The organism is Vibrio ziniensis, assembly GCF_011064285.1.
Lineage (GTDB): Bacteria > Pseudomonadota > Gammaproteobacteria > Enterobacterales > Vibrionaceae > Vibrio > Vibrio ziniensis.
This window is the reverse complement of sequence record NZ_CP049332.1, coordinates 461,500-485,963: the sequence shown is the minus strand read 5'-3', so window position 1 is coordinate 485,963 and position 24,464 is coordinate 461,500. Positions and strand designations below refer to the sequence as shown.

The following is a 24,464-nucleotide window of genomic DNA, read 5'->3' as shown; positions in this document are numbered from 1 at the left end:
TGCATAACCAGTGCCAACTTCTAACTTGTTGATATCAATAAGTTAACATTCACATAAACAACATCACTCTGCACAGAAATGTGACTTATCGCACTTTTTTGGTGATTTTGTGATCAAAGTATAGTTATTTCGACTCGCTCTTTTCCTTTACCTAAGTTGGATCGCGTAAGGTTAATTTGTCCTACCTCTGAGGTGTTTCTTAGGTGAGTGCCACCACATGGCACTTGAGAAAAGCCTTCCACTTTCCAAAAGCGGCGTTCCTCGATCTCATTCGAAAATGCGCTCTCTATCGGTAATTGAGCATCAAGCAACTGTTGAGCATGTATAGCAATATTCGCTAGCAGTGGCTTTATGTTTTCAGTGGAGACAAAATCTATTCTGCTTTTATTTGCCGATATATGTGCACCAATTTTCTTTATATTCGGGTGAAATTGAGTGAAAAGAACAAGCACTACTTCAGCAGCAAAATGCAGTTTCATTAGAGCATATCGGCGTTGCCAATCAATCAATGTCTGCACGTCATCCCCCACTTGAAACGAGGGCGATGACTCCAAGGTATAAACGAGACGTTTACCAGATTTTTCAGCATGAATGACCGGAATTCCAGCAATGGTTCCGACATCGCTTTCCTGCCCACCAGATTCTGCATAAAAAATGGTTTCAGCCAGTTCTATCTTATTGCCATCAATAACGTCCACTTTTGACGTTAGCTCTATCTGATATGGGTTTTGCCAAAACAACTTCCGTGTCATCTTGCAGTCCTAATTTTGCAGGCTAGTGAAGATCTAACGTCATGAATTTACTGTTAGGATCAGGTTTGTAGTTAGCAAACGGTTCACAGTAAATAAAACCAAATTTCTCATAAAGGTTTCGCGCAGCCAGGAAGTAGTCTTCCGCCCCCGTTTCTAAACTGATTCGGCGATAACCACGTTCCGTTGCGATATTTAATGCATGTTTCAGTAGCAAAGTCGCCACCCCAGCCTTTCGAGCGTGATGTGAGGTACGCATTGACTTGAGCTCTACATGCGACTCATCCAATTGTTTAATCGCCACACACCCCATCAGCAGACCATCTCGCCAACCGCTAAAAAAGGTTATTTCTGGAGATTTAAGCGCATTAACGTCCAACGCATGAACACTTTCTGGCGGTGACGTCGCGTACATATCTGCTAAATGCTCTTCTAGCAGGCCAATAACCTCGCCGCTATCAAGGCTATCTATAATGATTTCCATATCAACTTTTCCGTACAACTGTTAGTGATTTCTATTCGGTGAAGTTCTTGGTTATATCGAATATTTCAACCAACTTAAAGGTTTTGTTCTCGTACTCGTATTTAAAAACACAACAGTTTGGTATCACACCTTTCAAGACATCATCCAAATCATGCCACAACGATAAAAAGTGTTTACAAGCACCAGAATGTGAAACCGCCAGCACTGTGTTGTTGCCTTCTTGTTCCATGATGTCAATGCAGGTTTTCAATACACGATCTTTGAGCTGCTGACGAGATTCACCACCGAACTGTAAATAGTGCGTTTCACGAGCATCGTAACTCGGGTGTAGATCTTCACTTTCACCTTCATAGATACCAAAGTTCATCTCTTTCAACCCTTTCAGGCGTGTGATTGGCATTTTATTGCGAGTAACAATCTCAGCCGTATCACAAGCTCGCTCGGTGGAAGAACTATAGAGATGATCCAGTTCAATGCTGTCAAAAAACTCAGCTACAAGCTGTGCCTGACGAACGCCTTTTGCGGTCAGTGGGGAATCACACCAACCTTGGATTTTTCTTCTTACGTTAAACAGCGTCTCACCGTGACGCATCATATAAAAGGTTTTAGCCATTGGGAGCCCTTACTTCAAGCTTAAAAGGAATGAGCCATTATAAACACATATGAAATCAATATTGCTGTTTTGGATACAGACTACAGCATGTGCTCAAACTCACGAAACTTACCCAATAGTTAAGATTTTGAAACGCTTCATAAAATGCCATTTATAATTAGCTAAAATGATTTAAAAAGTGGGGGGATATGAAATGGCAAGCATCTTACATGTACCGTTAAGCAATATTGAGAATTCATTAACTGAACGACTTAAAGAACTTCATGACAGCATTCTAGAACGTTCTCCTGGCGTTTGTCGTATAGCCTGTGCACTCTATGACCCCAAAACTGACCTGCTAAAAACATTCATCAACAGCACCCATACGGGACATGCCATTAGCCGCTATGAATATGAGCTGAGTAAAAGCTACCAGTTGCAAAAGCTTAAAGAGAGCGGCAAATGCCGAGTCATAGATAAGATTGAAGATGAGTTAGATACTGGTACTGCTCATTCTGACTGGCTACTGGAACAAAAATACCGCTCTTCCCTTACCATCCCTATGATATCAAACAACCACTTTATCGGTTTCATATTTATTGACAGCGAAGAAGAAGGTTATTTTGATGATCAAACACAAAGAGATTTAGTGTTACTCACCAAGCTTATTACTCTAACCATATCTAGCGAGATATCGACCGTTCAGGCGCTCTTAGCCACCGCACAAGCTGCAAGTGATTTCGCTCACCTCAGGGATTTCGAAACAGGAAGACATCTTAATCGCATGGCTTTACTTTCTCGTATGATAGCTAAAGAGATTGCTGAGGAATTCCAGTTCAGCGATGAATTTATAGAACACCTTTATCTGTTTAGCCCGCTGCATGACATTGGCAAAATAGGCATTCCCGACAGCATACTCTTCAAACCTGGAAAACTAACAGAAGAAGAGTTTGAAATCATGAAAGGGCATGTAGATAAAGGCGTTCAAATCATTGCTAAGGTTTTAGACGACTATAAACTATCCCACCTTAGTGATTCACAATTAATGCTTAATATTGTTGCTTGTCACCATGAATACATTAATGGTACTGGCTATCCTAAAGGTTTAGCTGGAGATGAAATCCCAATAGAAGCAAGAATTGTCACGGTAGCCGATATTTTCGATGCTTTAACCAGCAAACGGCCTTACAAAGAAGCAATGCCAATAGACGAATCAATAAAAGGGCTAGAGGTTCTAGTCGAAATCGGCAAGCTTGATCCTATATGTGTGAACGCACTGATTAAAAACTTAGATCAAGCGAGCGATATCGTAACTCGATATAAAGATGACTAAACGCCGCGCTTATGTTTCATAAAGTATGAGTTCGCGCTGGCAAGAACACTTCGCCCAGCATGCAACGCACACTACCGCCACCTATGTTTTCAATAGTTTCAACATTGAAAGGCAGTAACTTACCGTGGCTAGAAAGCTGATTTCTCTGCGTTGGAGAAAACGCATCATAAGCAGATTGAGACATAGCGATAACCTTGTCCCCATTTACGGTTTCTAATTGCAAAATGTTGCCGCAGAAACGATTCATTTGATCGAGAGAAATAGAGATCACTTGCTTGTCTTTCGCCAGTGATTTCACAACAAAACGGCGTTCGTACTCAGGAATCACTTCATCGCAAATCACACAGAAATTCTCACCAATCGCCATCATCACGTTGGTGTGATAAATCGGATGACCTGATGGCAATGAGGTTTGAAATGAAACTACCCGCTCGTAGCCGATTCGTTGTGCGTAATCTTCCAACACTTCTCGGTCACAACGCTGGGAAAGCGCAGCATAAATGGTTCGGTTGATATGATCGATCACCATAACACCTGTACTTTCCAGATAGGCATTCTGCTCTTGATAAGCCACCAGCGAGTCTTGTTGAGTAACCATACGTCCAGCAAGCGAAAGCTGCTGAATCAACTCGTCTGGGCGAACTTCAAACTGGCGGTTGGTACAAGCCATTGGGAAGGTATAGAAAGTGCCATCTTCGGTAGTACTAAACCAGTTATTCGGGAACACCGCATCAGGTGTTGCTACATTACCCAACTCATAGTCAAACACAACCACTTGCACGCCTTCTTGGCGTAGTTTAGCGACCATTTCATTAAACTCAGACATAACAGATTGCGTGATCTGATCATCGGACAGGGATGATTGATTTTGAAACTCGTTGTCCTGTGCTGTTTCCGCATTAAACTTAAACTCTTTAGGCGGAACCATAACTACGCAGTTGGCGTTCTGGGCAACATCGGAATGAAATTGTGAATGGTTTTTAGGTTGTAGCATGATTGAAACAGATCCATTTGTTCAGCAATGCTTCGAATTGTAAGCAGTTTGTTATAATAACTTTCACTGAATTTAAGTTAACAATGGCAAACAATCATTATCATTTACTGCCTTATTGAATATTCTCAGTAAATATTACTGATCAATTTTTATCTCAGATGCATATATGCACATCTTATGCAGTAATAACTTAAAGTATTCATTTTATTGAATGCATCACTATTGAGCCGCAGTGTTTTACACTGATGATTATTTATACTCTGAATCGACTGGGTTTAGAGATATACTGCCGAGTGTAAAGCACTCGATTGCATATTATTCAGTTGGCTAAACTGTAAGTAACGAGAATCTCATCTCCTCTACATCGCTATTCATCTTCTATCACCATGAAAACTGCCTTTCAGTGATGGTTAGATGCAGCTCACACACTGCAGTGATGTTTCGATTAATGAGATGAAAACTAATAACTATAAGGATCTTCAATGTATAAGAAATTTGAAAGCTTCACAGAAGCCTTCCCTCAAAAAGAACCAGACAGACCACCTAACACGCTACTCGCATTCTGCCTGCACTACACAAAAGGGTTTGAAAAGCCACTGATGTTACTGGCGTTAATGAGTACTACGATTGCCATCATTGAAGTGTCACTTTTTGGCTTCATGGGGCAATTGGTTGACTGGCTTTCATCGAGCAATCCTGAAACGTTTTTAGCCGATAACAAAGACACCTTGATCGGTCTATCTGTGCTCATCTTGGTTGCGATGCCTATTTTAATTAGCTTTTATTCGCTGGTGATTCATCAAACCATGCTTGGCAACTATCCAATGTCGATACGCTGGCTGGCTCACCGCTATTTGCTAAAGCAAAGCCTCTCTTTCTATCAGGATGAGTTTTCTGGTCGTATCGCGACCAAAGTCATGCAGACTTCTCTGGCGATTCGCGAAACCGTAATGAAAACGCTCGACGTATTTGTTTACGTGGCCGTGTATTTTACGGCAATGGTGGTGATGTTGGCTCAGGCAGACTGGCGTTTAATGATGCCAATGCTGATATGGCTGGTTGCGTATGTCTCAATCCAGCTCTACTTCGTACCGCAACTTAAAACCGTATCTTCAGAGCAAGCCGATGCTCGTTCCCAAATGACTGGGCGTATTGTCGATAGCTATACCAATATCGCGACAGTGAAGCTGTTTTCACACAGTAAACGGGAAACTGAATACGCAGAAGAAGGCATGGGTAACTTCCTTGATACCGTGTATCGACAAATGCGTTTGGTCACCGGTTTCAACATTTGTGTGGAGTTAGCTAACTACATTCTGGTGTTTGTGATTTCGGCTATGTCTATCTATCTGTGGATGCAGGGAGCAATTTCCGTTGGTGCTATTGCCATTGCTATAGCACTGGCGCTGCGCATTAACGGTATGTCGAAGTGGATCATGTGGGAAGTAGGCGGTCTGTTTGAAAACATGGGAACGGTGGTTGACGGTATGCAAATGCTTTCTAAGCCTATTGATATTCAAGACAGCAAAGACGCTAAAGACCTAGTGGTGACCAAAGGTGGCATCGAGTTTAACGACGTTAGTTTCCACTATGGTGAAAACAAAGGCGTGATTGACCACTTGAATCTGCATATCAAACCCGGAGAGAAAGTCGGCTTAGTTGGACGTTCAGGTGCGGGTAAATCCACTCTGGTTAACCTACTTTTGCGCTTCCATGATGTTGAAAGTGGTGAGATAAAAATCGACGGTCAGGTGATTTCAAAAGTTACTCAAGATTCATTGCGCAGCGCAATTGGCATGGTGACTCAGGATACTTCACTACTGCACCGTTCTATACGCGATAACATCCTATACAGCAGACCTGACGCAACCGAAGCAGATCTGCTAAAAGCGACCAAACAGGCACACGCTCACGAGTTTATTACTGACTTAAACGACCCTCATGGCAATACAGGCTATGACGCTCAAGTGGGTGAACGAGGAGTGAAGCTTTCAGGTGGTCAACGTCAACGTATAGCAATCTCCAGAGTATTACTCAAAGATGCACCACTACTGGTGTTGGATGAAGCGACTTCAGCATTAGACTCAGAGGTAGAAGCAGCCATTCAGGAAAGCCTGCTTGAGTTAATGGATGGCAAAACAGTTATTGCGATCGCTCATCGCCTGTCCACCATTGCCGCTATGGATAGATTGATAGTTTTAGATGATGGTAAGATTATTGAGCAAGGCACGCACCATGAGCTTATCGAACAAGATGGCATTTATGCACATCTCTGGGCGCATCAAACTGGCGGTTTTATCGGCTGTGATGAACTTGAAGAAGAGAACGTTGCCTGAAAAGATTAATCTAAAATATGCTAAGAAACATCAAATCAAGCAGAGCCAGCCATAAGACGAAATCCTTATAGGCTGGCTCTTCTCTTTCCACTTCGATGAAATTCTCTTAAAATTCTGCCAATTTCCGTTTTAGCTAAATGAATCTCATCGATCATGAATAAAAGTCTTATCACCAACATTATCTCACTCGTGCTACTGGCAGTGGGCTACGCCACACAAAACCAGTTCGCTTTGTATGCAGGCTTGTTCGCTTTTTCAGGCGCAATTACTAACTGGCTTGCCATTCACATGCTGTTTGAAAAGGTTCCGGGATTATACGGTTCGGGTGTTATTCCGGCGCGATTTGAAGCATTTAAAAACGCGATTAAAACCCTGATGATGGAGCAGTTCTTTACTGACACCAATATCGATCGTTTCCTTAATCAAGAACTCAGCGGCAAACAGCCTCTCGATTTAACGCCAATCATCGCCAAAGTGGATTTCAATCCAAGCTTTGACAAGCTGGTAGATGTGATAGCGAACTCTCAATTTGGTGGCATGCTGGCGATGTTTGGTGGCACTGAAGCTCTTCAGCCGATGAAACAGCCATTTGTTGAGAAGATGCAAGAATCTATGGTGGAAATTAGCCAGAGTGAATCGGTGAAAAACGCACTGAAAGAGCAGCTAGAATCGCCAGCAATGCTTGATGAAATCAAAACCAACATTGAGGGTATTATCGACCAACGCTTGAGCGAGTTAACGCCGCAACTGGTCAAAGAGATGGTGCAAAAGATGATCAAAGAACACTTAGGATGGCTGGTTGTTTGGGGCGGTATTTTCGGTGGTGTGATTGGATTGATTTCTACTTTCATCGCATAAGTTGCCCGAAGCATCAGAAGTATCATTAAAAAATCCCAAGCAAGCTGAGCTTCTTGGGATTTTTTATTTCATACATTCGCTATTTGTTTAAATGCAGATGCTTTAAGCGCCGATAATGCCGCCATCTTCACGCGTAATCATCATGATGGTAGAACGAGGTTTGGAGTTGCCGCCCGCAGGGAAGTTTGATGCTTGCAATTCTTCACCCGGATGCTGAACGCCAATAAACATGGTTTTCTGATCGGCAGAGAAGGTTAACCCTGTGATTTCACAGGCCACTGGACCGGTTAGGAAGCGGTGTACTTCGCCAGTGATTGGATCACCACACAACATTTGGTTGTTACCCTGCCCTTCAAACTCACCTTTATTAGAGTAGTTACCGTCAGTTTGAATCCACAGACGACCAGCTTTATCAAAACCAATTCCATCTGGGCTGTTAAACATGTTGTTGGCATTGATGTTTTCACTGCCTGCGTACAAGTTACCCTGATTCACCGTTGGGTTACCTGCAATCAGGTATAAATCCCATGCAAACATCTCAGCTGTGTGATCGCCTTTGACTGGCATCCAACGCACAATCTGTCCGTAATTGTTTTTCTCACGCGGGTTTGGACCACCAACAGGCTGACCTTCTTTACCACGGTTTTTGTTGTTCGTTAATGTACAGAACACGTATTCATTGTTTGGATGAACGGCAACCCACTCTGGGCGGTCCATCGTTGTTGCACCGACTTGAGTCGCCGCACGACGAGCAAAAATCAATACTTCTGCCTGACTGTTAAAACCGTTTTCTGGTGTTAAGCCATTCTTGCCAAACGTCAGTTCTAACCAACGCCCTTGACCTTTCAGCGCCTTATCTTCCATATCGAACTGAGCCACATACAAGGTACCTTCTTCAAGCAAATCACGGTTTGCTGCATCATTACCTTTTTGGTATTTGTTTTTCGATACAAAGCGGTACAGATGTTCACCACGTTCATCATCACCCAGATAGACCACAACGTGGTTGTCTTTGTTAATGGTTAACGCTGCGTTTTCATGTTTGAAGCGACCAAGAGCAGAGCGCTTGAGAGGCGTTGAATTTGGATCATTCGGGTCAATTTCCACAACCCACCCATGACGGTTTGGCTCGTTCGGGTTCTTAGTCACGTCAAAACGTTCATCAAACTTTTGCCATTGGTAGTCACTTGGCTTTGCTGAAATGCCGTAGCGTTTCTGATCAGCATTGACACTGCCTTCTGTATTCGCGCCAAAGAAGCTGTTGAAGTTCTCTTCGCACGTTAGATATGTACCCCACGGTGTTTGACCGTTCGCACAGTTGTTAAACGTACCCTTCGGCATAGTGCCTGAAGGATCTGCCGCTGTTTTTAACAGATCATGACCAGCGGCCGGACCTGTCATCTTCATTTGTGTATTTGCAGTAATACGGCGGTTACGTTTGCCGTTACGGTCAATCATCCACTGACCATCTTTACGCACAATTTCTACAATCGTGTTACCCACAGCCGCCTGCGCTTTTAGCACATCGTCGGAGGTCATGTTCTTGCCTTGATGGTCAAACAAATATTCGTAGTTGGTATATTCATTGTTGATCGCCAATACTGCGCGATCTTCGCTGATTGGGAACAGACTCATGCCGTCGGTGTTGTCTCCAAACTGAAGTGCTTGAGCCGCTGATTGCTGCTTACCACTTGGGTCAAATTCTGGTGCGTTAGCGAAAATTGGATCGCCCCATGAGATAAGTGGAGTAGCTTTATAGCCTTTTGGCACCACTACCGTATCAGCGGTTGATGCTGGTACTGGTTCAAATTTTAACAACGACGATGTAGGTTTAGCTGCTACAGCTTTAGCCACTGGGTTAAGCGCCAAAAATGCACCTGCACTCACTGCTGCTGTTCCAGTTAGGAAACCACGGCGAGACAATCTCGCTTCGATCATTTCACTGAACTGAGAATCTTGCTCATCACGATTCCACATTGGAGACTCCTTGACTTTAATAGTTACTGCTTCATTGCAACTTAGATTTCTAAGATTCAGGAGCTTAGCTTTCAAATGTGACTAAAAGGTGAACGATATGTTTCTAAGCTATGACAGGAGCAACTAAATTTGAGAACCACGCCCGTTCACATTTCCTTTATTTTCCTTATACTCAATAACAGTAACCACAATTTTATTGCCGTTATTTCCTACTCACATTACTGAATTTATTAGTAGGAACTCTTATGTGTAAACCAGAGTTAAACGGACAAAACGAAACAATATAATCAGAACCCAAAACCTAACCTCCCCAAAAGGGTATTAAGAGGTCACTATGAACGTGGTTATTGACGGGGTTTCCTACGCCTATGAGGCAGGAAGCACTGTATTTCAATTCATGAAATCTAAAGGGATAGACATCCCTAGTCTTTGCGCTGCCAGTCATCAACACAACAAACAACCTTGTGGATTATGCGTCGTAGAAATCGACGGACTAGGTACAGTGCGCTCGTGTGAGCAAGAACTCACGCCAAACATGTGCATTAAAACGCATACAGATTCTCTGAAAACACAGCGCCATCAAGCACTAAAACGAATTTTGTCTGACCATAATGCAGACTGTGAAGCACCATGCCAGATAGCTTGTCCTGCCCATGTGGACATTCAGACGTATTTACACCACATCGCTAAAGGCGAACCACAAAAAGCCATCGAAGTCATTAAAAAGCACTTACCGCTTCCTGCATCTATTGGCCGTGTATGTCCTGCTTTTTGTGAATCAGAATGCCGTCGCAGTGTGGTTGATGAGCCTATCGCCATACGTCATTTAAAACGCCACGCAGCAGACATTGATCTAGATGCAGAACCTTATCAGGCAGACATTCAACCAAATAATGGTAAGAAAGTGGCGATTGTCGGTGCAGGTCCCGGAGGATTAGCCTGTGGCTACTATCTGAGCTTATTGGGCTTTTCAACAACCGTCTATGAAGAGATGCCCAAAGCAGGCGGCTGGTTACGTTACGGTATTCCCGAGTACCGGTTACCAAAAGATGTGCTCGACAAAGAAATTGAGCTACTTACTCAGACTGGTCTGCAGATTCATTGCAATCAGAAGATTGGCGAAAATTACACCCTCGCTCAACTGGAAGACGATTATGACGCCGTTTGTCTAGCGATTGGGGCCAGCCTTGCAGTAAGTAGTGACTATCCTGGTAGTAACTTAGGTGGATGCTATTTGGGGGTAGATTACCTAAAAGATGCAGCAATCGAGCGCAAATTAACAACAGGAAAACGTGTTGCGATTATTGGTGGCGGTAACACCGCTATCGACTGTGCGCGAACAGCACTGCGGCTCGGCGCTAAAGTAACCCTGATTTATCGTCGTACCATGGCAGAGATGCCAGCGGAAGAATATGAAATAGAAGAAGCCCAAAACGAAGGCGTGGCTTTCCAGTTTCTCGCCAATCCTATTGAAAACCTCGCCGATAAAAATGGTCATGTGCGAGCAGTAAGACTTGAGAAAATGATGTTGGGTCAACCTGACACCTCTGGTCGTAGACAACCGATTCCAACAGGAGAAGTGGTGGAAATGAAGTTCGACACTGTCATCTCTGCTATTTCTCAAAAATCAGATACAGCCATTCTTGCTGATTCTGATCTACCACTAACCCGTCGCGGCACAGCGGACGTAACCGAAGAAACCTTACACCATGCGCGAAATGTATTTTCGATTGGTGATTTTAGACGAGGGCCAGCGACTGCCATTGAAGCCATCGCTGACGGTAAACGTGCTGCTGAAGCGATTGCAGAGAAACTACTGCTTGGTGGTATTGCAGCTAAACCTCATCAGTTTAGTAGCAGAAAAGAGCCGTCTCTTAGTCGAGTAAAACAGATTGAATATCGCTTAGAAGCCGTAAAACGAAGAATCGAATTCCCGCATTTACCTGAGTCTGAATCAACAACCAGCTTTAACGAAGTGGAACTGGATGCTGGTATTGAAGCATCCATGCAGGAAGCTCAACGCTGCCTAGAATGCGGCTGCCAAGCCAGCACTCAGTGCGATCTGCGTGATTACGCCAGTGAATATAAAGTCACTCACGAAGACGTTGAGATCTCAACAGATAAACATCGTTTCCCAGTAGATAAAAGCAGTGAATTTATCGTCTTTGACGCTAACCGCTGTATCAGTTGTGGCTTGTGTGTACAAACTTGCCAAGAAGATACTCAACACGGAGTACTGCAATTTACAGAAGGCACGTTGCGCCCTCAATTCGCTAACGGTGAATCAATGGGAGGCTCTAACTGCGTGCAGTGTGGAGCCTGTGTTCAAGTTTGCCCAACAGGTGCTCTGGCAGATAAACGAGACAAATCCTATTCACGAGTAGAGATTCTCAAACCAGTTAAAACCATCTGTACCTATTGCGGTGTCGGTTGTAACGTCGTGCTGTACGTGGATGAAAAAGCCAACAAAGTTCGCTATGTGGAAGGTGATAAAAGCTCGCCAGTCAATCAAGGCATGTTATGTGTGAAAGGTCGTTTTGGCTTTGACTTTATTCATAGCCCAGAGCGACTAACTCAACCTCTGATTCGTCAAAATGGTAAGTTAGTACCTACTTCTTGGGAGAATGCGATTGAAACGATCGCTAAACGCTTTACTGAACTGAAACAAAAACATGGTAACAATGCGTTAGGCGGGTTCTCTTCAGCGAAAACCACTAACCAAGATAACTACCTATTCCAAAAACTGATTCGTCGTGAGTTTGGTACCAACAACGTCGATCACTGTGCTCGACTTTGTCATGCTTCAACAGTGACGGGGTTGGAAGCATCGATTGGTAGCGGTGCTATGACTAACGATATCGCCAGTATTCAGCATTCAGATGTGATTTTTGTTATTGGCTCAGATACCACTTCTGCGCACCCAATCATCGCATCTCACCTCAAACAAGCCGTGAGCCGTGGTGCGAAACTGATTGTGGCAGACCCGAAACGTATCGGCATGGCAGATGTCGCAACACTGCACATTCAACAACGTCCGGGTACAGATGTAATGCTGCTTAACGGTGTGATGCAACAGATCATCCAAAATGCTTGGTATGACAAAGAATACATCCGCGAGCGTGTTGACGGCTTTGACGACTTGGTGATGGAAGTGATGTCTGATGCTTACTTGCCTGAAAAAGTGGAGCTAGTCACAGGCGTCAAAGCCCAAGACATCAAGCGAATGGCAGAGATGATCGGTACAGCCAAAGTCACTGCGGTTTATTACGCGATGGGCATCACCCAGCACACCACAGGTCACGATAACGTACGCTCCATAGCCAACTTACAAATGCTGTGTGGCAATATCGGCGTTGAAGGCGGTGGTATCAACCCACTCCGCGGTCAATCCAACGTTCAAGGCGCTTGCGACATGGGCGCATTGCCAACCGATTACCCGGGTTATCAGAAAGTACTCAATCCACTAGTGCAAACCAAATTCGCCAAAGCTTGGCAAGCAGACCATCTCTCTACCGAAAATGGTTTAACCCTGACAGAAATGATTGATGCGGCGCACCGTAAAGAGCTACGTGGTTTGTACGTCATGGGGGAAAACCCTGTGCTCAGTGATCCAAACCAAGCTCATGTAATTGAAGCACTGAAAGACCTCGATTTTCTGGTGGTTCAGGATATATTCTTATCGGAAACAGCGGAACTAGCTGACGTAGTGCTGCCTTCTGCCTCTTTTGCAGAGAAGCGCGGGCATTTTACCAATACGGAAAGACGTGTTCAGGCACTCTCTCCTGCGATTGAGTCACCAGGACAAGCAAAACAGGACTGGTGGATCATCACTCAAGTCGCCAATGCAATGGGTGGCAACTGGCAATATCAAAACATTGAACAAATCAATGCGGAGATGTGCGAAGTAACCCCTCAATATGCAGGTATCGCATGGGATAAAATGAGTAACGAAGGTATTCAATGGCCTTGTAATGACCAAGCGCCAAACGGTACACGTATTATGCACCAGAACACGTTTAAACGCGGCCGAGGTGAAATGGTGGCAGTACCTTTTGTCTATGCCGCAGAAATGCCAGACGATGAATATCCATTGATTCTGACCACAGGACGTTTGCTGGAGCAATTCCACACGGGTACCATGACTCGCAAAACTAAAGGGCTCGACAAACTAGCTGGACCACGAATCATGATTAGCGTCCAAGATGCAGAAGCATTGGCTATTAAAAACAGCGAAATGGTACGCCTTCATTCTCGTCGTGGTGTCATAGAAGCACCCGCATTTGTGACTAAACGAATGCAACAAGGTGTTGTGTTTGTTCCGTTCCATTTTGCAGAAGCACCAGCAAACAGACTGACGTCTGAAGCGAGGGACCCTTATGCTAAAATTCCGGAATTTAAGGTTTCGGCGGTAAGGTTAGAGAAGATGTCCATACTGAATAAAGACATGCAGAAAATAGGTATAAACCAATAATCTGTGTCTATACTTGTTGGGGAAGCAACCTCCATTAACTGGCTCTAAAGACAAAAAACCACTCATTTTCCTGTATACAGAAGAATAGAGTGGTTTTTTTTCATCTTGATATAATCTGAAACTAATCAAGCAGTGTGAATAATCTCTGGAGACAGAGAACAGAGTTCGTCGACAATCTCTTTGGTTTGTTTTGAGTAGATCAGCTTATCTTTCGAGCCAACCAACTGAACCAATTTCACTTTTTTAGACAAAATGGCATGTCTCAAAATACGTAAAACCATTTGGTTGTCCAAAATTCCGTCGTCAGACAAACCAGAGCTTGGGACTAAAGATGCAAGGTCAATATTCAACACCAACTGATCACAATGTTCCATAAAGTGATTAAGTTGGTTCTTTAGTAGACTGCGATGACGAAAACTGCATTCATCAGAGCTTAACCAATCACAACCTAAATCCTCCGCGTATTCTAATATCTGAGCTGGCGTACGTTTTACCTCTGCGCCAATGAAAAATGCACGAGTATTTTGAAAACGCGACAACATGAAATGGAAGGCAGAACCTAGTGTTGGCTCAAGAGATTGCTTTAACTCAAAACCGTGACCAATATGAATTACACCAATGCCTTCATTATCCAGCGCTAATACTGGTATCGCTTTGAGTAACAGCTCATGACAGTTTACTAAAGCTACCGGTACAGAGCACAAAGCAAATTTACGGCTTAGCAACTCTTGGTATCCAGAATCCTCATACTCTTGAACGACGAAATGACCAGCATCGCTGTAGCTAAGATCTGCCTGCTGCTTGTAAAGCCACTCTGAAGATAATTCCAGACTCTGCTGAGCAAATTCAAACTCTACCTGGGTCATAGGTTTTACACGCTCACAAACGGTTAGGAAAGTGAACGGAGAGATCGTATGTACCGCACTGCGGTTCAAACGATAGCGTTTGAATAAACTCAACATAATGATTACCTCTCTGGTGGCAGCGCGCGAGCGGCCTGTAACACATGCAAAATGATTCGCTGTTTATTAGCATCTACGCGATGAGCCGGAGCCATAACCGTAATCGCGCCAATCAATTTGCTTCCTTTCATCACCGGAGCACTGATCCCTGAAACTCCCGGATCAATCTCAGAAGTACTCACGGCATATCCTCGTTGCCGTATTTTTTCCAACTCAACTTGCCACTTATCCAATTGCTCTTCTTGCCCGAAGTATCGCAATATTTTTTCACAACGCTGAGTTGGCATAAAAGCCAGCATCGTTTTGGATGAGGCGCCACGAAGCAGGGGTTGACTTTGACCCTGGACGAAGCTGCATCGAAGCGCCTGCATACTTTCTTTCTGGATGACACACAGTGCGCGATAACCTACTGGCACCATGAATGCAGCCATTTCACCTGTCTGTTTTTGTAATCGAGTAAGTACCGCATCCACTTCATCTAAGTTGTGCTGACTGGTCTCATAACTGTGCATTAACAGTAACGCCGCCGGACCGATGATCAAGGTTTTGTCATACGGACTTTCCTCAATCAAACTCCACTCTTTTAACAACTTTAAATGTCGATAAAGACTACTCAAAGGGACTTGTAATTGTTCACTCAGCGTTTTTGCTGAAACAGGTTCACTATTTACCGCCACTTGCATCAACAACTGCAGTGACTTTTCGTTTACCTGATTGGAAGACAGTTTTAATTCATTCATGGGACTGTTTTAGCCTTTATATGTAAACGCCTCAAACTCTGATTCTTATATATCGAGAATCTAACTCAAATTAAAGCATTACATTCTCATCTAGTGAGAATGTTGCAAAATAAAAGCAAATTTAGCCTTAATCGCAATTTTGGTGTAACGCACAGATGACAACTTGCAATTAATGCCATCTGTCGGCAACCTCTATAACCTTCCTATTTGAAAGTGCAGTGACGCCAATTATGTATCGAGCAAATTGACCGTCTGAGACTCCAAGTAGCTTGCGTATTTCTGCAAATTGGCTTCAAGGAAAAACAAAATGAAAGTAATCAAACCGATCTCCTATATTTTCGCTATCGCATTGAGTGCTTCAGCAGCGGCTAAAGTGACGATCGAAATTCCTAGCTCAATTGATTTATTAGTTGTAAATGGTGAAAAACCAAAAACGTCTGGCAGCGTATTTTCATCAACAAAAAGCCTTGAATTGGAAGATGGGCAGAATCAAATTGTCTTCCGATTCGAGCCCTATTTTAGTGAGGGAAATGACCGAGTGAGTGTTACGAGCGATGTCGTGATTGCTAAGTTTACGACTCAGGATAGAAAACTGACCTTCTCATTGCCTGAATATCGTGATGCTAAAGTAGCACAGGACAATATCAAGTCATTCGAATGGTCATTAATGGATAATGGTGGCGTAGTCGTCAAGATTGACCAAGATCGTTTAATCAAATCAGGCATGCAAATTGGTCGTAATTTCTATCAAGAAACAACAGACTACAACCGAACAGGCGCCGTGGCTTCGATTGCCGACACTTCCGTCACCACCAACAGTCTAAGTTCACAGCAGATGGCTGCAGATTCGACAGCCGAAGAAATGCTACATTTCTGGTATAACAAAGCGGACGAACCAACCAAAGCTCGCTTTAAAGCGTATATTAACGCCCAGTAAAGGAGTCTACCGGGCTCTCTTGAATGGAGAGCTCGTAATTTGCATCAAACACTGTGCTGTCCAGGAGCCCACAGCTCACCTCATTAGACATAACTGTCATCACCTCTTTAAGAGATATTTTCCCTCGATAAAGTCTAGTTTGAGCCAACATGTGAATTTCACTGATTCCATTATAAGTCGCTCGATACAAACACCTCATCGCAATGTACTTAGAGAGAATCAAGCTGTTAAACGAAAGCTTGATCAGTTTCTACCAACTGTTAAGACTTCCACATAATCCAAACCTTCAGAATTTTCCCCAGTAGACAACTGATAACATTCATGCGAATGACGTTTTAAGCATTCAAAAATTTCTCTATCAAGCTGATTGTTTTCAACCAGTGAATGAACAATTTCTAAAACTTCATCCAATGGCATTCCTGCTCGATATGGTCGTGACTGAGTTAATGCTTGGAAGACGTCGGAAACCGCGATAATGCGACTTGGCCTATCTAATTCATGCGCCATTTTACCAAGGGGATAGCCAGAACCATCCAAACGTTCATGATGGTTGGATGCCCACTCTAAAATACGTTGAGAGCGAAAAATACCTTGTAGGATAAAACGCGTATCCGTGGCATGGCTCTTGATGCAGGTGTACTCTTCAGACGTTAGTTTGCCAGCTTTGTGCAACACTGAATCAGGAGTATAAAGTTTGCCTATATCGTGGACTAAGCCTGACAGATAAAGCATTTTCTGCACTTTTGGCGAGTATCCAAGCTGCTTTGAAATGAACTGAGCAAGCTCAGCAACTTTGAGTGAGTGCTGAAACGTAAATGAGCTTTTAGCATCGACGATTTTTGCGAAAAACTCTGCAATTGCAATAGTGCCATCAAGGTCAATTCGTGCAGAAAAAAACGGTACAGGCTCCATTCGAAAATACATTTCTTCAATGTATCTCGGTTTCATGGAAAACCAGAAATCGTCTTTATCCACCAGCTCAGTCATATGCTGAACCATATTGGGATCGAACACAGTATCAGCGTGATTCACCAGCTCATCACAGATGGCTTTCTTTACTGTCGCAGACAAATTTCCAAATCTATCTTTCTTGTTTTGGCGATGAAGGTGATCTAATCGGTTAGCCAAAAACGTCAGTGATGCCAGTTGTTTATCTGTTTCTGATATCGGCAGATCTTTGAGCTCTTGCCAAGGTGTGTGGTGATACAAAATAGGGGTCGCAAAGCAGGACAATGGCTGACACTCTTTGAGTAGCAAATATCCTTTTTCACAATGACGAGAAAAACTGCCTGTTAAGCAATGTGGAAATAGTGGTAAAAGATTGCTGGATTGTGTGCCTCCGCAGTCGTGCATCAAACCGATTGAAAACGCCAACTGCGCTTGTTCTTCATCCCAACCCATAAAAGTTGCACATCGGTAAGCGATGTAAGCAACATTGTAACCGTGGTATAGGGATTCAAATTCCACCGCATCTAATGCTTGTGCGATACCTAACAACGCCTGACGCAAGTTTACTCTTGCATCTTCATTTGCCATATCCATATGAACGACTACACATCTCACCCAAACTATAAGGCTAGAAAATATAATTCAATGTCATACTTTTGTCCCTTTTATATTTAGGGTTATCGACTGAACGCTTAAAAAATGTGACACGTATTTTTCATGAACAACATATTGTTAGATTTGAAAACTTCTCAAATTTGAATTCGTGACACAAACCCAACTTGGTGCATATTATTCAACAACTCCAATCGACATCATTGAAAGAATCAAGGGTAAGGATAAAACCTCACCCTCGATAGATACCATGAACGTTTAATACCATTCTGGAAAATTTCCTGATCAGTGAATGGGCGTCGATAAGCAAACCCTCCGAGCCATGGATGGCTCGGCGGAGCTTCAGGGACGAATAAATGCGTGTTTGCGTTTGACGCCTATTCGCTGTTCTACCGATGCTCAGTCTGATCATATTTTTATCTAGAATGGTAAATCCTAACCAGTGTTCAAGCACTCGCAGGAGCAAAACTCTGACAGTTTTTCGGACACACTTTAGAACACGCTACACAGCCAATACAATCCATAGCGTTTTTAAGCGTCATGACCATCATCACTTCATCATCATCCATGTAATCATCGTCTTCATCAGTATCTTCGTTTTCAACCAAATCAAACACATCTCTTGAGCAGACCTTGTAACAGCGCCCGCAGCCGATACAGTTTTGTTTGTCGATAGCCTGAATGAATTGCGGCACCCATTCATCACCGCCTTGGGTATAACCTACTCTATTGCTCACTGTTCTCTTCCTTGTTGATATTTAAACATTCTTGTTAATGGCTTATATCACCAGCGTAGTTATCTCATCTTCAGTACCGTTACCACTCTTCATCCATCAGTTGGGATAAACGCTGCTGACTGCTCTCAAGTGTTTGCGCTTCTTCACGCTGTTTCATTGCCCTAGCCAGCCAGCCCGATGGTCCTTGCTGCAATTCTTGTTGCATTTCCGACAAGAGCTGATGAATGTCGTACCCCTGATGCACTTTGATTGGCTGGATACTCTGCTCAATAAGCTGCCTTATCGCAGCTGCCCCACATGCGTTACAAAACACCGCAGAACAATCCGCAAGATCATTGATTCGGCTTGGTAGTTTGTCGTGAACACGATCCGATACTGAATATTCAATGGCTTCAATCAAATGCCAGTCTTGTTCGCAGATGCCATAGATCAACATACCCAACGAACTGCCAAAGTGTTGATCAACGGTCTGTCTATCATGGGTCGCAAAGGCGACTTTCACTTTGAAGCTACTGGCATCTGGGCTCGGTTCGACGTGTAATCTGCGTTTGTTTATGCTCATCGCGCCTCCTTGGAATCAAATCCAGCCATCTCGTTTTGCAATACTTCATGAGCTTCAAAGCGGTAAGCGCTGATATGAACAGGGACTTCATCTTTGTGATTACGTAATAGCAAATTGGCTAATGCAAACAGGCGCTCACGAATTCCCTCATAGCCAAACTGACGTATGTCCATGTTTCCGTACTGATCGTGGCAAGGATAACCAGCACGCAAAACAGGAACTTGTGGCTCACACATTTGTGCAGCGTGAGTGTTACTGATCACCGCTTTCAGATGTGAGTTGTTCAGATCAATCGCAGAGAGATCGCCTATAACAATGTCATCCGCATCGATATCCGATAGATAAGGCGCATCAATTGTGGTGATCAGTTGAGAAATTCGACCACCAACGGAGAGAAGCAGTTCGGCGTAACCTTTGGCAAGGTCGGGTTCTAGCGCAATCACATACTCTTCTCGACTGAGCAGAAAATGAGTATCTAACATTGCATCTTGCACCCGTTGTCTGGCTCGAGTCATCCAACTCGGTACATCGTGTCCACTGATGCGGGATAAGGTCATCACGAGGTCATCCACCACATCCATGTTCATACCCATACCAAACGACTGATAAGGAATATCAAAACGCTGCTTGAGCCATTGGGCAAGATCAAGCAGACCATCGCCCAGAACCAAAGTCATGATGCTGTCAGACATCAATTCCACTTCCATCACTGACGTACCACCAGTACTGGTTGCGTTGTATTCTGCTTCATCCAAGTGTCCATCCAGTGACAGTGATAAATCGGGTACGACAACCGCATCAAGCCCAAACGCTTCGACATATTGCTTGATGGTTTCAATGTCTGCTGCAGTCATCCCTAATGAACAAAGCACATTGACCTGTTGACGCTGACGAGGACGCAAGGTAGGAGGCTGAACAAGCTGCTTCACTACGCTGCGAACAGCTTCGCAAAAACCTGTTTGCATTGAGCCAACAAAATCAGGAGTGGTCATTGAGACAATACGAGTATTAGCAAACTGCGGATGATTATGCTTGAAATCTGCGATCACCCGAAACAGATCACAGCCTTGCATCTCTGTCAGACCTGTCGTCATTACTGCAATAAGCTCTGGGCTTTGTTTTTCACACAGCAGTTGCAAAGCTTCGCTGAGGTTCTCATCTCCGCCCATCACCGCTGAGACTTGGTCAATAGCGGTATTTTGCAGAGGGATGGGCTCGCGCAAATGCTGAATCAAATAAACTTTGGCAAATGCACTGCATCCCTGGGCGCCGTGCATTAACGGAATAGAACGATGAAAACCGAGTGACGCCAGAGTTGCCCCCGTTGCAGGGCTGGTTTTCAAAGGCTGAGAAACCAAAGGAGAATTCACTTTTCTTACTTTCGCATTTCTTTCAGTCACCATTTGAATCTCCTTACTTAGCATTCACAACAGCATTGTTTGAGGACAAGCTAGCCGATGATGTTTGCAGCGACCAAGGAGCATCGCTGCGAACTTTTGACCAAATCGGCGCTTCTAAAGTGCGACAAAGTTCCTGAGCAAGGGTGATCATGCCTTTATACCCCGCGTAGGCATGTTCACGCTCTTGGTTGATGTCCAGAAATGGCAGGCGCGCTTTTAACGCGGTGTACATGTTGCGGCCACCCGCAATCATGATGTCAGCGTTGTAACGATGATAGGTATCGAGAAGCAGTGACGCTCCGCCTTCATCAAGCATTAGAGCCTCTTCGCCCATGATATCCATAATCCGTTTCTTATCTGACTGAGTGGATTTACGCGTGCCTGTTGCAACACATTCCACGCCAAGCTCTTTTAGCGCACTAACGACCGACCAGGATTTCACCCCACCGGTATAAAGCAGTGCTTTTTTACCGTTAAGGCGTTCAACATAAGGCTTTAATGCTTCTCGAGTTTGGGCTTCTTCTCGGGCAATTAAAGCCTCCGTCTCTTCGATTAAACGCTCATCTTTTATTAAACGAGCGAATGAACGCAGCGCTGCCGATGTATCTTCAATGCCGTAAAAGCTGCCTTCAAACCAAGGAATATGCCATTTTTCTTCAAGTTTTCGGGCAACGTTGACTTGTGCTCGGGCGCAAACCACCATTGCCGCATCGGCGCGATGCATGGTTTGAATTTGATGGAACTGAGTGTCACCAGCCAAGCAACACAACACTCTCAAACCCAACTGTTCAAACAAAGGAGAAACATGCCAAAACTCACCGGCGATGTTGTATTCACCAATCAAGACAATGTCGTGCACGTGACGAGTTGCGTCATGCTTCATCAAAGGTTTCGGTGGTGGCTCTGCACTGCCGATGACCCGTTCAAACATCACATTACCCGCAATACGGTTGCCAAGATTTTTATTGCCATAGAAGCCTGCGGCATCAACAGGGATGACCGGTATATTCCAGCGATCTTTCGCCAACTGGCATATCGCTTCAATGTCATTGCCCTCTAGCGCCGGAACGCAGGTCATGTAGACAAACACTGCGGGCGGAGCGTGTTTTTCTATCAACTGTTTAATCGCGTGAAGCAATCGCTTCTCGGCTCGCCCCATAATCACGTCTTGTTCATTAAGATCGGTAGTAAAACCATAACGAAATAGATTTGTACCTGTTGCCCGTGTTCCTCGATTGTTCCAACTGTTTCCAGCACAGCCAATCGGACCGTGGACAATATGCCCAACATCGGCAATCGGTAACAAACTGATTTGCGCACCGTCAAAAGTACAGCCGCCAGCCGTAGCACCCGGTTTGGAGCGGCTGCAGCCACTCTTGCTGCCTGAGTTATGTTCACAGGCAGGTTCATCTTGTAATAGCTTGATTTCGGACTGCTTCATGGTGCCTCCAACTGTCTACATCTGACGATGTTGTTACATTCAATCCCTGAATGTCGTTTTAGGCAGAAGAGCTGCAATTAGAAAGCCAAAAATAACTTATTGATAAATTGAGTTTATTTAGAAAATAGGACGAATAATTGTCGTAAAACGGACAAAGCCAAACAGAAGGTGTGACAAAAAAGAAATAAACATGAACCTTTGGCTATGTTACCGTGAAATCGATTTCTAATTTGATGGAGATAGAGAATGAGCGGTAGTTGGGCTAACTTCTTTCCGTACTTTGCTGGAGCTTTTAAGATTATAGTATTAGGTATTGGTGGCTACTTAGCCATTAAGTGGCATTTTGATGAAGAAGCAAGAGTGAGAGAACAAGAAGGCGTTGTATTTGATAGATCAGGCTATATGAAAAAGATGGCGATGATACTAGCCTTTCTCGTTACTCTCGTGATTGTAATTATTTATGCCACTAATTGGCTGCTCTACTAACGGGCTTTGTCAATACGCTTTACGTCTAGCAATGTCCAATAGTCTACTCAATAAGTACCCTGTTCGAGTACAAAGCGCAAGATAAAGCGGACATGGCGGTTATGTTAAAAGTTCTGAAACCCTATATCCAATAACGTGAAAACTCTAATACCTATAATAGCCACTGGCAGGTTTTATTCACAATTTTCAATCCTTCACGCTTTGCCAGTCCTTGTATATTTTGTTTTTTAATAAACGAGATGACTGTAGCAGGATCGGTTTTAGATAGTTCCCGTAAAGCCCATCCTGTTGCTTTTTGGATGAAGAACTCGTTATCAGACTGATTTTCTTTGATTATTTCAAACAAGAGTTGGACATCAGTATTCTGTTTGAACTTCAGTTGGTAGAGTATTGCCGAGCGTCTCAACCACATATTGTCAGCTTTACGCCATCGCTCAATGACCAAGGCCGTTTGTTCTGGGTAATTAATAAAAATAGCTGCAACAATATGTGAAGCGAGCAAATCAACGGTATCCCACCATGATTTGGTTGTAATTAACCATTCAACTTCATCCAAGAATAACGCTGGTAACGCCTTCCTATGTTTGATTAACAAATCGACAGCCACCAGTTGAAACTCTCTTTGAGGAAGCGACCAGAGTTCTCGACAAACGCTCGGCACATCTTTTATATGGGGCAACTGATTTTTCGAAAATAGAGGCTTTAGTGCATCTCTTCTCTGCGGTGAACGAACTCCATAGAACTGAAATTGGTCGCGCAGGTAGGCGCGCATTTGTGTTGCGTTTTCTTTATCACTTAATGGTTCAAGAACAGCTTTTACTGACATATTCCATGGGTGCATAGGTCAACCCTTCACGCTTTTACAGCATCTTGCTTTACCGGACGGACAATCAGCCATACTGCTATTGCCACTATCAGTGAGCCTAAAATAAACCCTTGGCTGATTTCTTCATCAAGCACCACGAATCCCCATAAGATGGCGAATGGCGGAATTAAAAACGTTACTGTCATTGCTCGGAGCGGCCCGATATCACTGATTAAGCGGAAAAACACTATGTAGGCACAAGCCGTGCAAATTACTCCAAGAGCAATAATACAGCCCCATACTTCGCCCTGCGCCCAGTTAATCGAGGTATCAGTGGTGCTGGTGAAAAGAAACAATGGCAACAGAAATGTGGTCGCTCCTATCTGGCTACCAAACGCAACGATTTTAGAATCCAAACCGCCTTGATTGTTAATCCATTGACGGGTCAGAAAACCAGACACCGCATAACAACTCGTTGCAACCAGACAAGCAAGACCGCCAAATATCAACGCCTGTGCCGATTCCGCCTCACCAAAGGTCGTGATAATAGTAATTCCCACTGCGCCAAGAATGACTGCCGCCCACTTACTGATAGTCAGTTTCTCGGCAAAAAAAGAGAATCCAATTAGCGCCCCCATTAAAGGTGTAGTGGCATTGAGTACCGCAGAATAGCCGGCAGGTAGCCATTGCGCCGCGATGCAATACATCATGAACGGCACACCAGAATTAATGATTCCAAGCACAAAACACGCGCGGAATTTACCTTCAAATCGAATCGGACATCTGAGCACCAACAAAATCACGGCCAAACCGGCAAAGCCAAAAAACACGCGCAAAAATGCGCTGTTAATCGCGCCAAACTCTGGAACCGTTATACGCATAAACAGAAAACTCGCACCCCAAATTGCCGCGAGAGCCAATAGTCGAGTGTAATCAGATAACCGCATTTTTAATCCTATCGAATGCTGAGCAACTAAATTTGAAAGATTTATCTAGCTGCTATTTGATGTTGGAGCTCGGCGAGCGATAAATTCAGCACA

At 44.0% G+C, this 24,464-nt stretch carries 20 protein-coding genes; 6 read left to right on the top strand and 14 right to left on the bottom strand.

Going from position 1 to position 24,464, the window contains the following annotated elements; genetic code table 11:
* Positions 1–113 precede the first annotated feature (113 nt).
* The 3 genes from G5S32_RS17160 to G5S32_RS17150 are packed head-to-tail and all read right to left on the bottom strand — an operon-like array spanning position 114 to position 1,846.
* A complete protein-coding gene (locus G5S32_RS17160) occupies positions 114–752 on the bottom strand; it encodes an alanine--tRNA ligase-related protein (RefSeq protein ID WP_165313388.1) in 639 nt (212 codons plus the stop codon).
* 22 nt (positions 753–774) lie between these two features.
* Positions 775–1,233 carry a GNAT family N-acetyltransferase gene (locus tag G5S32_RS17155; RefSeq protein ID WP_165313387.1) on the bottom strand — a complete coding sequence of 153 codons (459 nt, stop codon included), beginning with the start codon at positions 1,231–1,233 and terminating at the stop codon, positions 775–777.
* A gap of 31 nt (positions 1,234–1,264) precedes the next feature.
* Positions 1,265–1,846: a histidine phosphatase family protein gene (locus G5S32_RS17150; protein ID WP_165313386.1), complete on the bottom strand. Its 582-nt coding sequence runs from the start codon at positions 1,844–1,846 to the stop codon at positions 1,265–1,267.
* Between the two features lie 178 nt (positions 1,847–2,024).
* Here G5S32_RS17150 and G5S32_RS17145 point away from each other — a divergent pair, with 178 nt between their 5' ends.
* Complete coding sequence (locus tag G5S32_RS17145) at positions 2,025–3,158, top strand: HD domain-containing phosphohydrolase (protein WP_207621656.1); 1,134 nt, start codon at positions 2,025–2,027, stop codon at positions 3,156–3,158.
* A gap of 16 nt (positions 3,159–3,174) precedes the next feature.
* On the opposite strand, the gene G5S32_RS17140 is transcribed toward G5S32_RS17145, so the two are convergent.
* Entirely contained in the window at positions 3,175–4,152 is a 978-nt protein-coding gene (locus tag G5S32_RS17140) for an arginine deiminase-related protein (RefSeq protein WP_165313385.1), read from the bottom strand.
* Between the two features lie 482 nt (positions 4,153–4,634).
* Here G5S32_RS17140 and G5S32_RS17135 point away from each other — a divergent pair, with 482 nt between their 5' ends.
* The gene (locus G5S32_RS17135; RefSeq protein ID WP_165313384.1) at positions 4,635–6,488 is read left to right on the top strand and encodes an ABC transporter ATP-binding protein; all 1,854 of its coding nucleotides are present in this window, start codon (positions 4,635–4,637) and stop codon (positions 6,486–6,488) included.
* Between the two features lie 153 nt (positions 6,489–6,641).
* Positions 6,642–7,346: a DUF445 domain-containing protein gene (locus tag G5S32_RS17130; RefSeq protein WP_165313383.1), complete on the top strand. Its 705-nt coding sequence runs from the start codon at positions 6,642–6,644 to the stop codon at positions 7,344–7,346.
* A gap of 102 nt (positions 7,347–7,448) precedes the next feature.
* Here the strand turns inward: G5S32_RS17130 and G5S32_RS17125 are convergent, their stop codons facing one another.
* Positions 7,449–9,323, bottom strand: coding sequence for a PhoX family protein (locus G5S32_RS17125; protein WP_165313382.1), 1,875 nt, complete (start codon positions 9,321–9,323; stop codon positions 7,449–7,451).
* Between the two features lie 334 nt (positions 9,324–9,657).
* On the opposite strand from G5S32_RS17125, the gene fdhF reads away from it, so the two are divergent.
* The gene (fdhF, locus tag G5S32_RS17120; protein ID WP_165313381.1) at positions 9,658–13,794 is read left to right on the top strand and encodes a formate dehydrogenase subunit alpha; all 4,137 of its coding nucleotides are present in this window, start codon (positions 9,658–9,660) and stop codon (positions 13,792–13,794) included.
* 125 nt (positions 13,795–13,919) lie between these two features.
* Here fdhF and G5S32_RS17115 read toward each other — a convergent pair whose 3' ends face one another.
* Positions 13,920–14,756, bottom strand: a complete 837-nt coding sequence (locus tag G5S32_RS17115) for an arginase family protein (RefSeq protein ID WP_165313380.1) — start codon at positions 14,754–14,756, stop codon at positions 13,920–13,922.
* A gap of 5 nt (positions 14,757–14,761) precedes the next feature.
* Positions 14,762–15,496, bottom strand: coding sequence for an IclR family transcriptional regulator (locus G5S32_RS17110; protein ID WP_165313379.1), 735 nt, complete (start codon positions 15,494–15,496; stop codon positions 14,762–14,764).
* Positions 15,497–15,803: 307 nt separating this feature from the next.
* On the opposite strand from G5S32_RS17110, the gene G5S32_RS17105 reads away from it, so the two are divergent.
* Positions 15,804–16,433, top strand: coding sequence for a DUF2057 family protein (locus tag G5S32_RS17105; RefSeq protein ID WP_165313378.1), 630 nt, complete (start codon positions 15,804–15,806; stop codon positions 16,431–16,433).
* 243 nt (positions 16,434–16,676) lie between these two features.
* Here G5S32_RS17105 and G5S32_RS17100 read toward each other — a convergent pair whose 3' ends face one another.
* From G5S32_RS17100 to nifE, 5 genes are all read right to left on the bottom strand, one after another.
* Entirely contained in the window at positions 16,677–17,975 is a 1,299-nt protein-coding gene (locus tag G5S32_RS17100; RefSeq protein ID WP_165313377.1) for an HD-GYP domain-containing protein, read from the bottom strand.
* Positions 17,976–18,439: 464 nt separating this feature from the next.
* Entirely contained in the window at positions 18,440–18,730 is a 291-nt protein-coding gene (fdxB, locus tag G5S32_RS17095) for a ferredoxin III, nif-specific (RefSeq protein WP_165313376.1), read from the bottom strand.
* Between the two features lie 79 nt (positions 18,731–18,809).
* On the bottom strand, positions 18,810–19,292 hold the full coding sequence (locus G5S32_RS17090) for a NifB/NifX family molybdenum-iron cluster-binding protein (RefSeq protein WP_165313375.1): 483 nt from the start codon (positions 19,290–19,292) through the stop codon (positions 18,810–18,812).
* Positions 19,289–20,695, bottom strand: a complete 1,407-nt coding sequence (gene nifN, locus G5S32_RS17085) for a nitrogenase iron-molybdenum cofactor biosynthesis protein NifN (RefSeq protein WP_165313374.1) — start codon at positions 20,693–20,695, stop codon at positions 19,289–19,291. The genes G5S32_RS17090 and nifN overlap by 4 nt, the downstream gene beginning before the upstream one ends.
* Before the next feature lie 10 nt (positions 20,696–20,705).
* Entirely contained in the window at positions 20,706–22,133 is a 1,428-nt protein-coding gene (gene nifE / locus G5S32_RS17080; RefSeq protein WP_165313373.1) for a nitrogenase iron-molybdenum cofactor biosynthesis protein NifE, read from the bottom strand.
* Positions 22,134–22,379: 246 nt separating this feature from the next.
* Here nifE and G5S32_RS17075 point away from each other — a divergent pair, with 246 nt between their 5' ends.
* A complete protein-coding gene (locus G5S32_RS17075; RefSeq protein WP_165313372.1) occupies positions 22,380–22,619 on the top strand; it encodes a hypothetical protein in 240 nt (79 codons plus the stop codon).
* A gap of 151 nt (positions 22,620–22,770) precedes the next feature.
* Here G5S32_RS17075 and G5S32_RS17070 read toward each other — a convergent pair whose 3' ends face one another.
* A complete protein-coding gene (locus G5S32_RS17070; protein WP_165313371.1) occupies positions 22,771–23,460 on the bottom strand; it encodes a DNA alkylation repair protein in 690 nt (229 codons plus the stop codon).
* An 11-nt stretch (positions 23,461–23,471) separates the two neighbouring features.
* The gene (locus tag G5S32_RS17065) at positions 23,472–24,371 is read right to left on the bottom strand and encodes a DMT family transporter (RefSeq protein WP_165313370.1); all 900 of its coding nucleotides are present in this window, start codon (positions 24,369–24,371) and stop codon (positions 23,472–23,474) included.
* Between the last annotated feature and the right edge of the window lie 93 nt (positions 24,372–24,464).

Coding starts and splice junctions, on each gene's coding strand:
- G5S32_RS17160 (WP_165313388.1), bottom strand. CDS start 752: ATGACACGGAAGTTGTTTTGGCAAAACCCATATCAGATAGAGCTAACG.
- G5S32_RS17155 (WP_165313387.1), bottom strand. CDS start 1,233: ATGGAAATCATTATAGATAGCCTTGATAGCGGCGAGGTTATTGGCCTG.
- G5S32_RS17150 (WP_165313386.1), bottom strand. CDS start 1,846: ATGGCTAAAACCTTTTATATGATGCGTCACGGTGAGACGCTGTTTAAC.
- G5S32_RS17140 (WP_165313385.1), bottom strand. CDS start 4,152: ATGCTACAACCTAAAAACCATTCACAATTTCATTCCGATGTTGCCCAG.
- G5S32_RS17135 (WP_165313384.1), top strand. CDS start 4,635: ATGTATAAGAAATTTGAAAGCTTCACAGAAGCCTTCCCTCAAAAAGAA.
- G5S32_RS17130 (WP_165313383.1), top strand. CDS start 6,642: ATGAATAAAAGTCTTATCACCAACATTATCTCACTCGTGCTACTGGCA.
- G5S32_RS17125 (WP_165313382.1), bottom strand. CDS start 9,323: ATGTGGAATCGTGATGAGCAAGATTCTCAGTTCAGTGAAATGATCGAA.
- fdhF (WP_165313381.1), top strand. CDS start 9,658: ATGAACGTGGTTATTGACGGGGTTTCCTACGCCTATGAGGCAGGAAGC.
- G5S32_RS17115 (WP_165313380.1), bottom strand. CDS start 14,756: ATGTTGAGTTTATTCAAACGCTATCGTTTGAACCGCAGTGCGGTACAT.
- G5S32_RS17110 (WP_165313379.1), bottom strand. CDS start 15,496: ATGAATGAATTAAAACTGTCTTCCAATCAGGTAAACGAAAAGTCACTG.
- G5S32_RS17105 (WP_165313378.1), top strand. CDS start 15,804: ATGAAAGTAATCAAACCGATCTCCTATATTTTCGCTATCGCATTGAGT.
- G5S32_RS17100 (WP_165313377.1), bottom strand. CDS start 17,975: ATGGATATGGCAAATGAAGATGCAAGAGTAAACTTGCGTCAGGCGTTG.
- G5S32_RS17090 (WP_165313375.1), bottom strand. CDS start 19,292: ATGAGCATAAACAAACGCAGATTACACGTCGAACCGAGCCCAGATGCC.
- nifN (WP_165313374.1), bottom strand. CDS start 20,695: ATGGTGACTGAAAGAAATGCGAAAGTAAGAAAAGTGAATTCTCCTTTG.
- nifE (WP_165313373.1), bottom strand. CDS start 22,133: ATGAAGCAGTCCGAAATCAAGCTATTACAAGATGAACCTGCCTGTGAA.
- G5S32_RS17075 (WP_165313372.1), top strand. CDS start 22,380: ATGAGCGGTAGTTGGGCTAACTTCTTTCCGTACTTTGCTGGAGCTTTT.
- G5S32_RS17070 (WP_165313371.1), bottom strand. CDS start 23,460: ATGCACCCATGGAATATGTCAGTAAAAGCTGTTCTTGAACCATTAAGT.
- G5S32_RS17065 (WP_165313370.1), bottom strand. CDS start 24,371: ATGCGGTTATCTGATTACACTCGACTATTGGCTCTCGCGGCAATTTGG.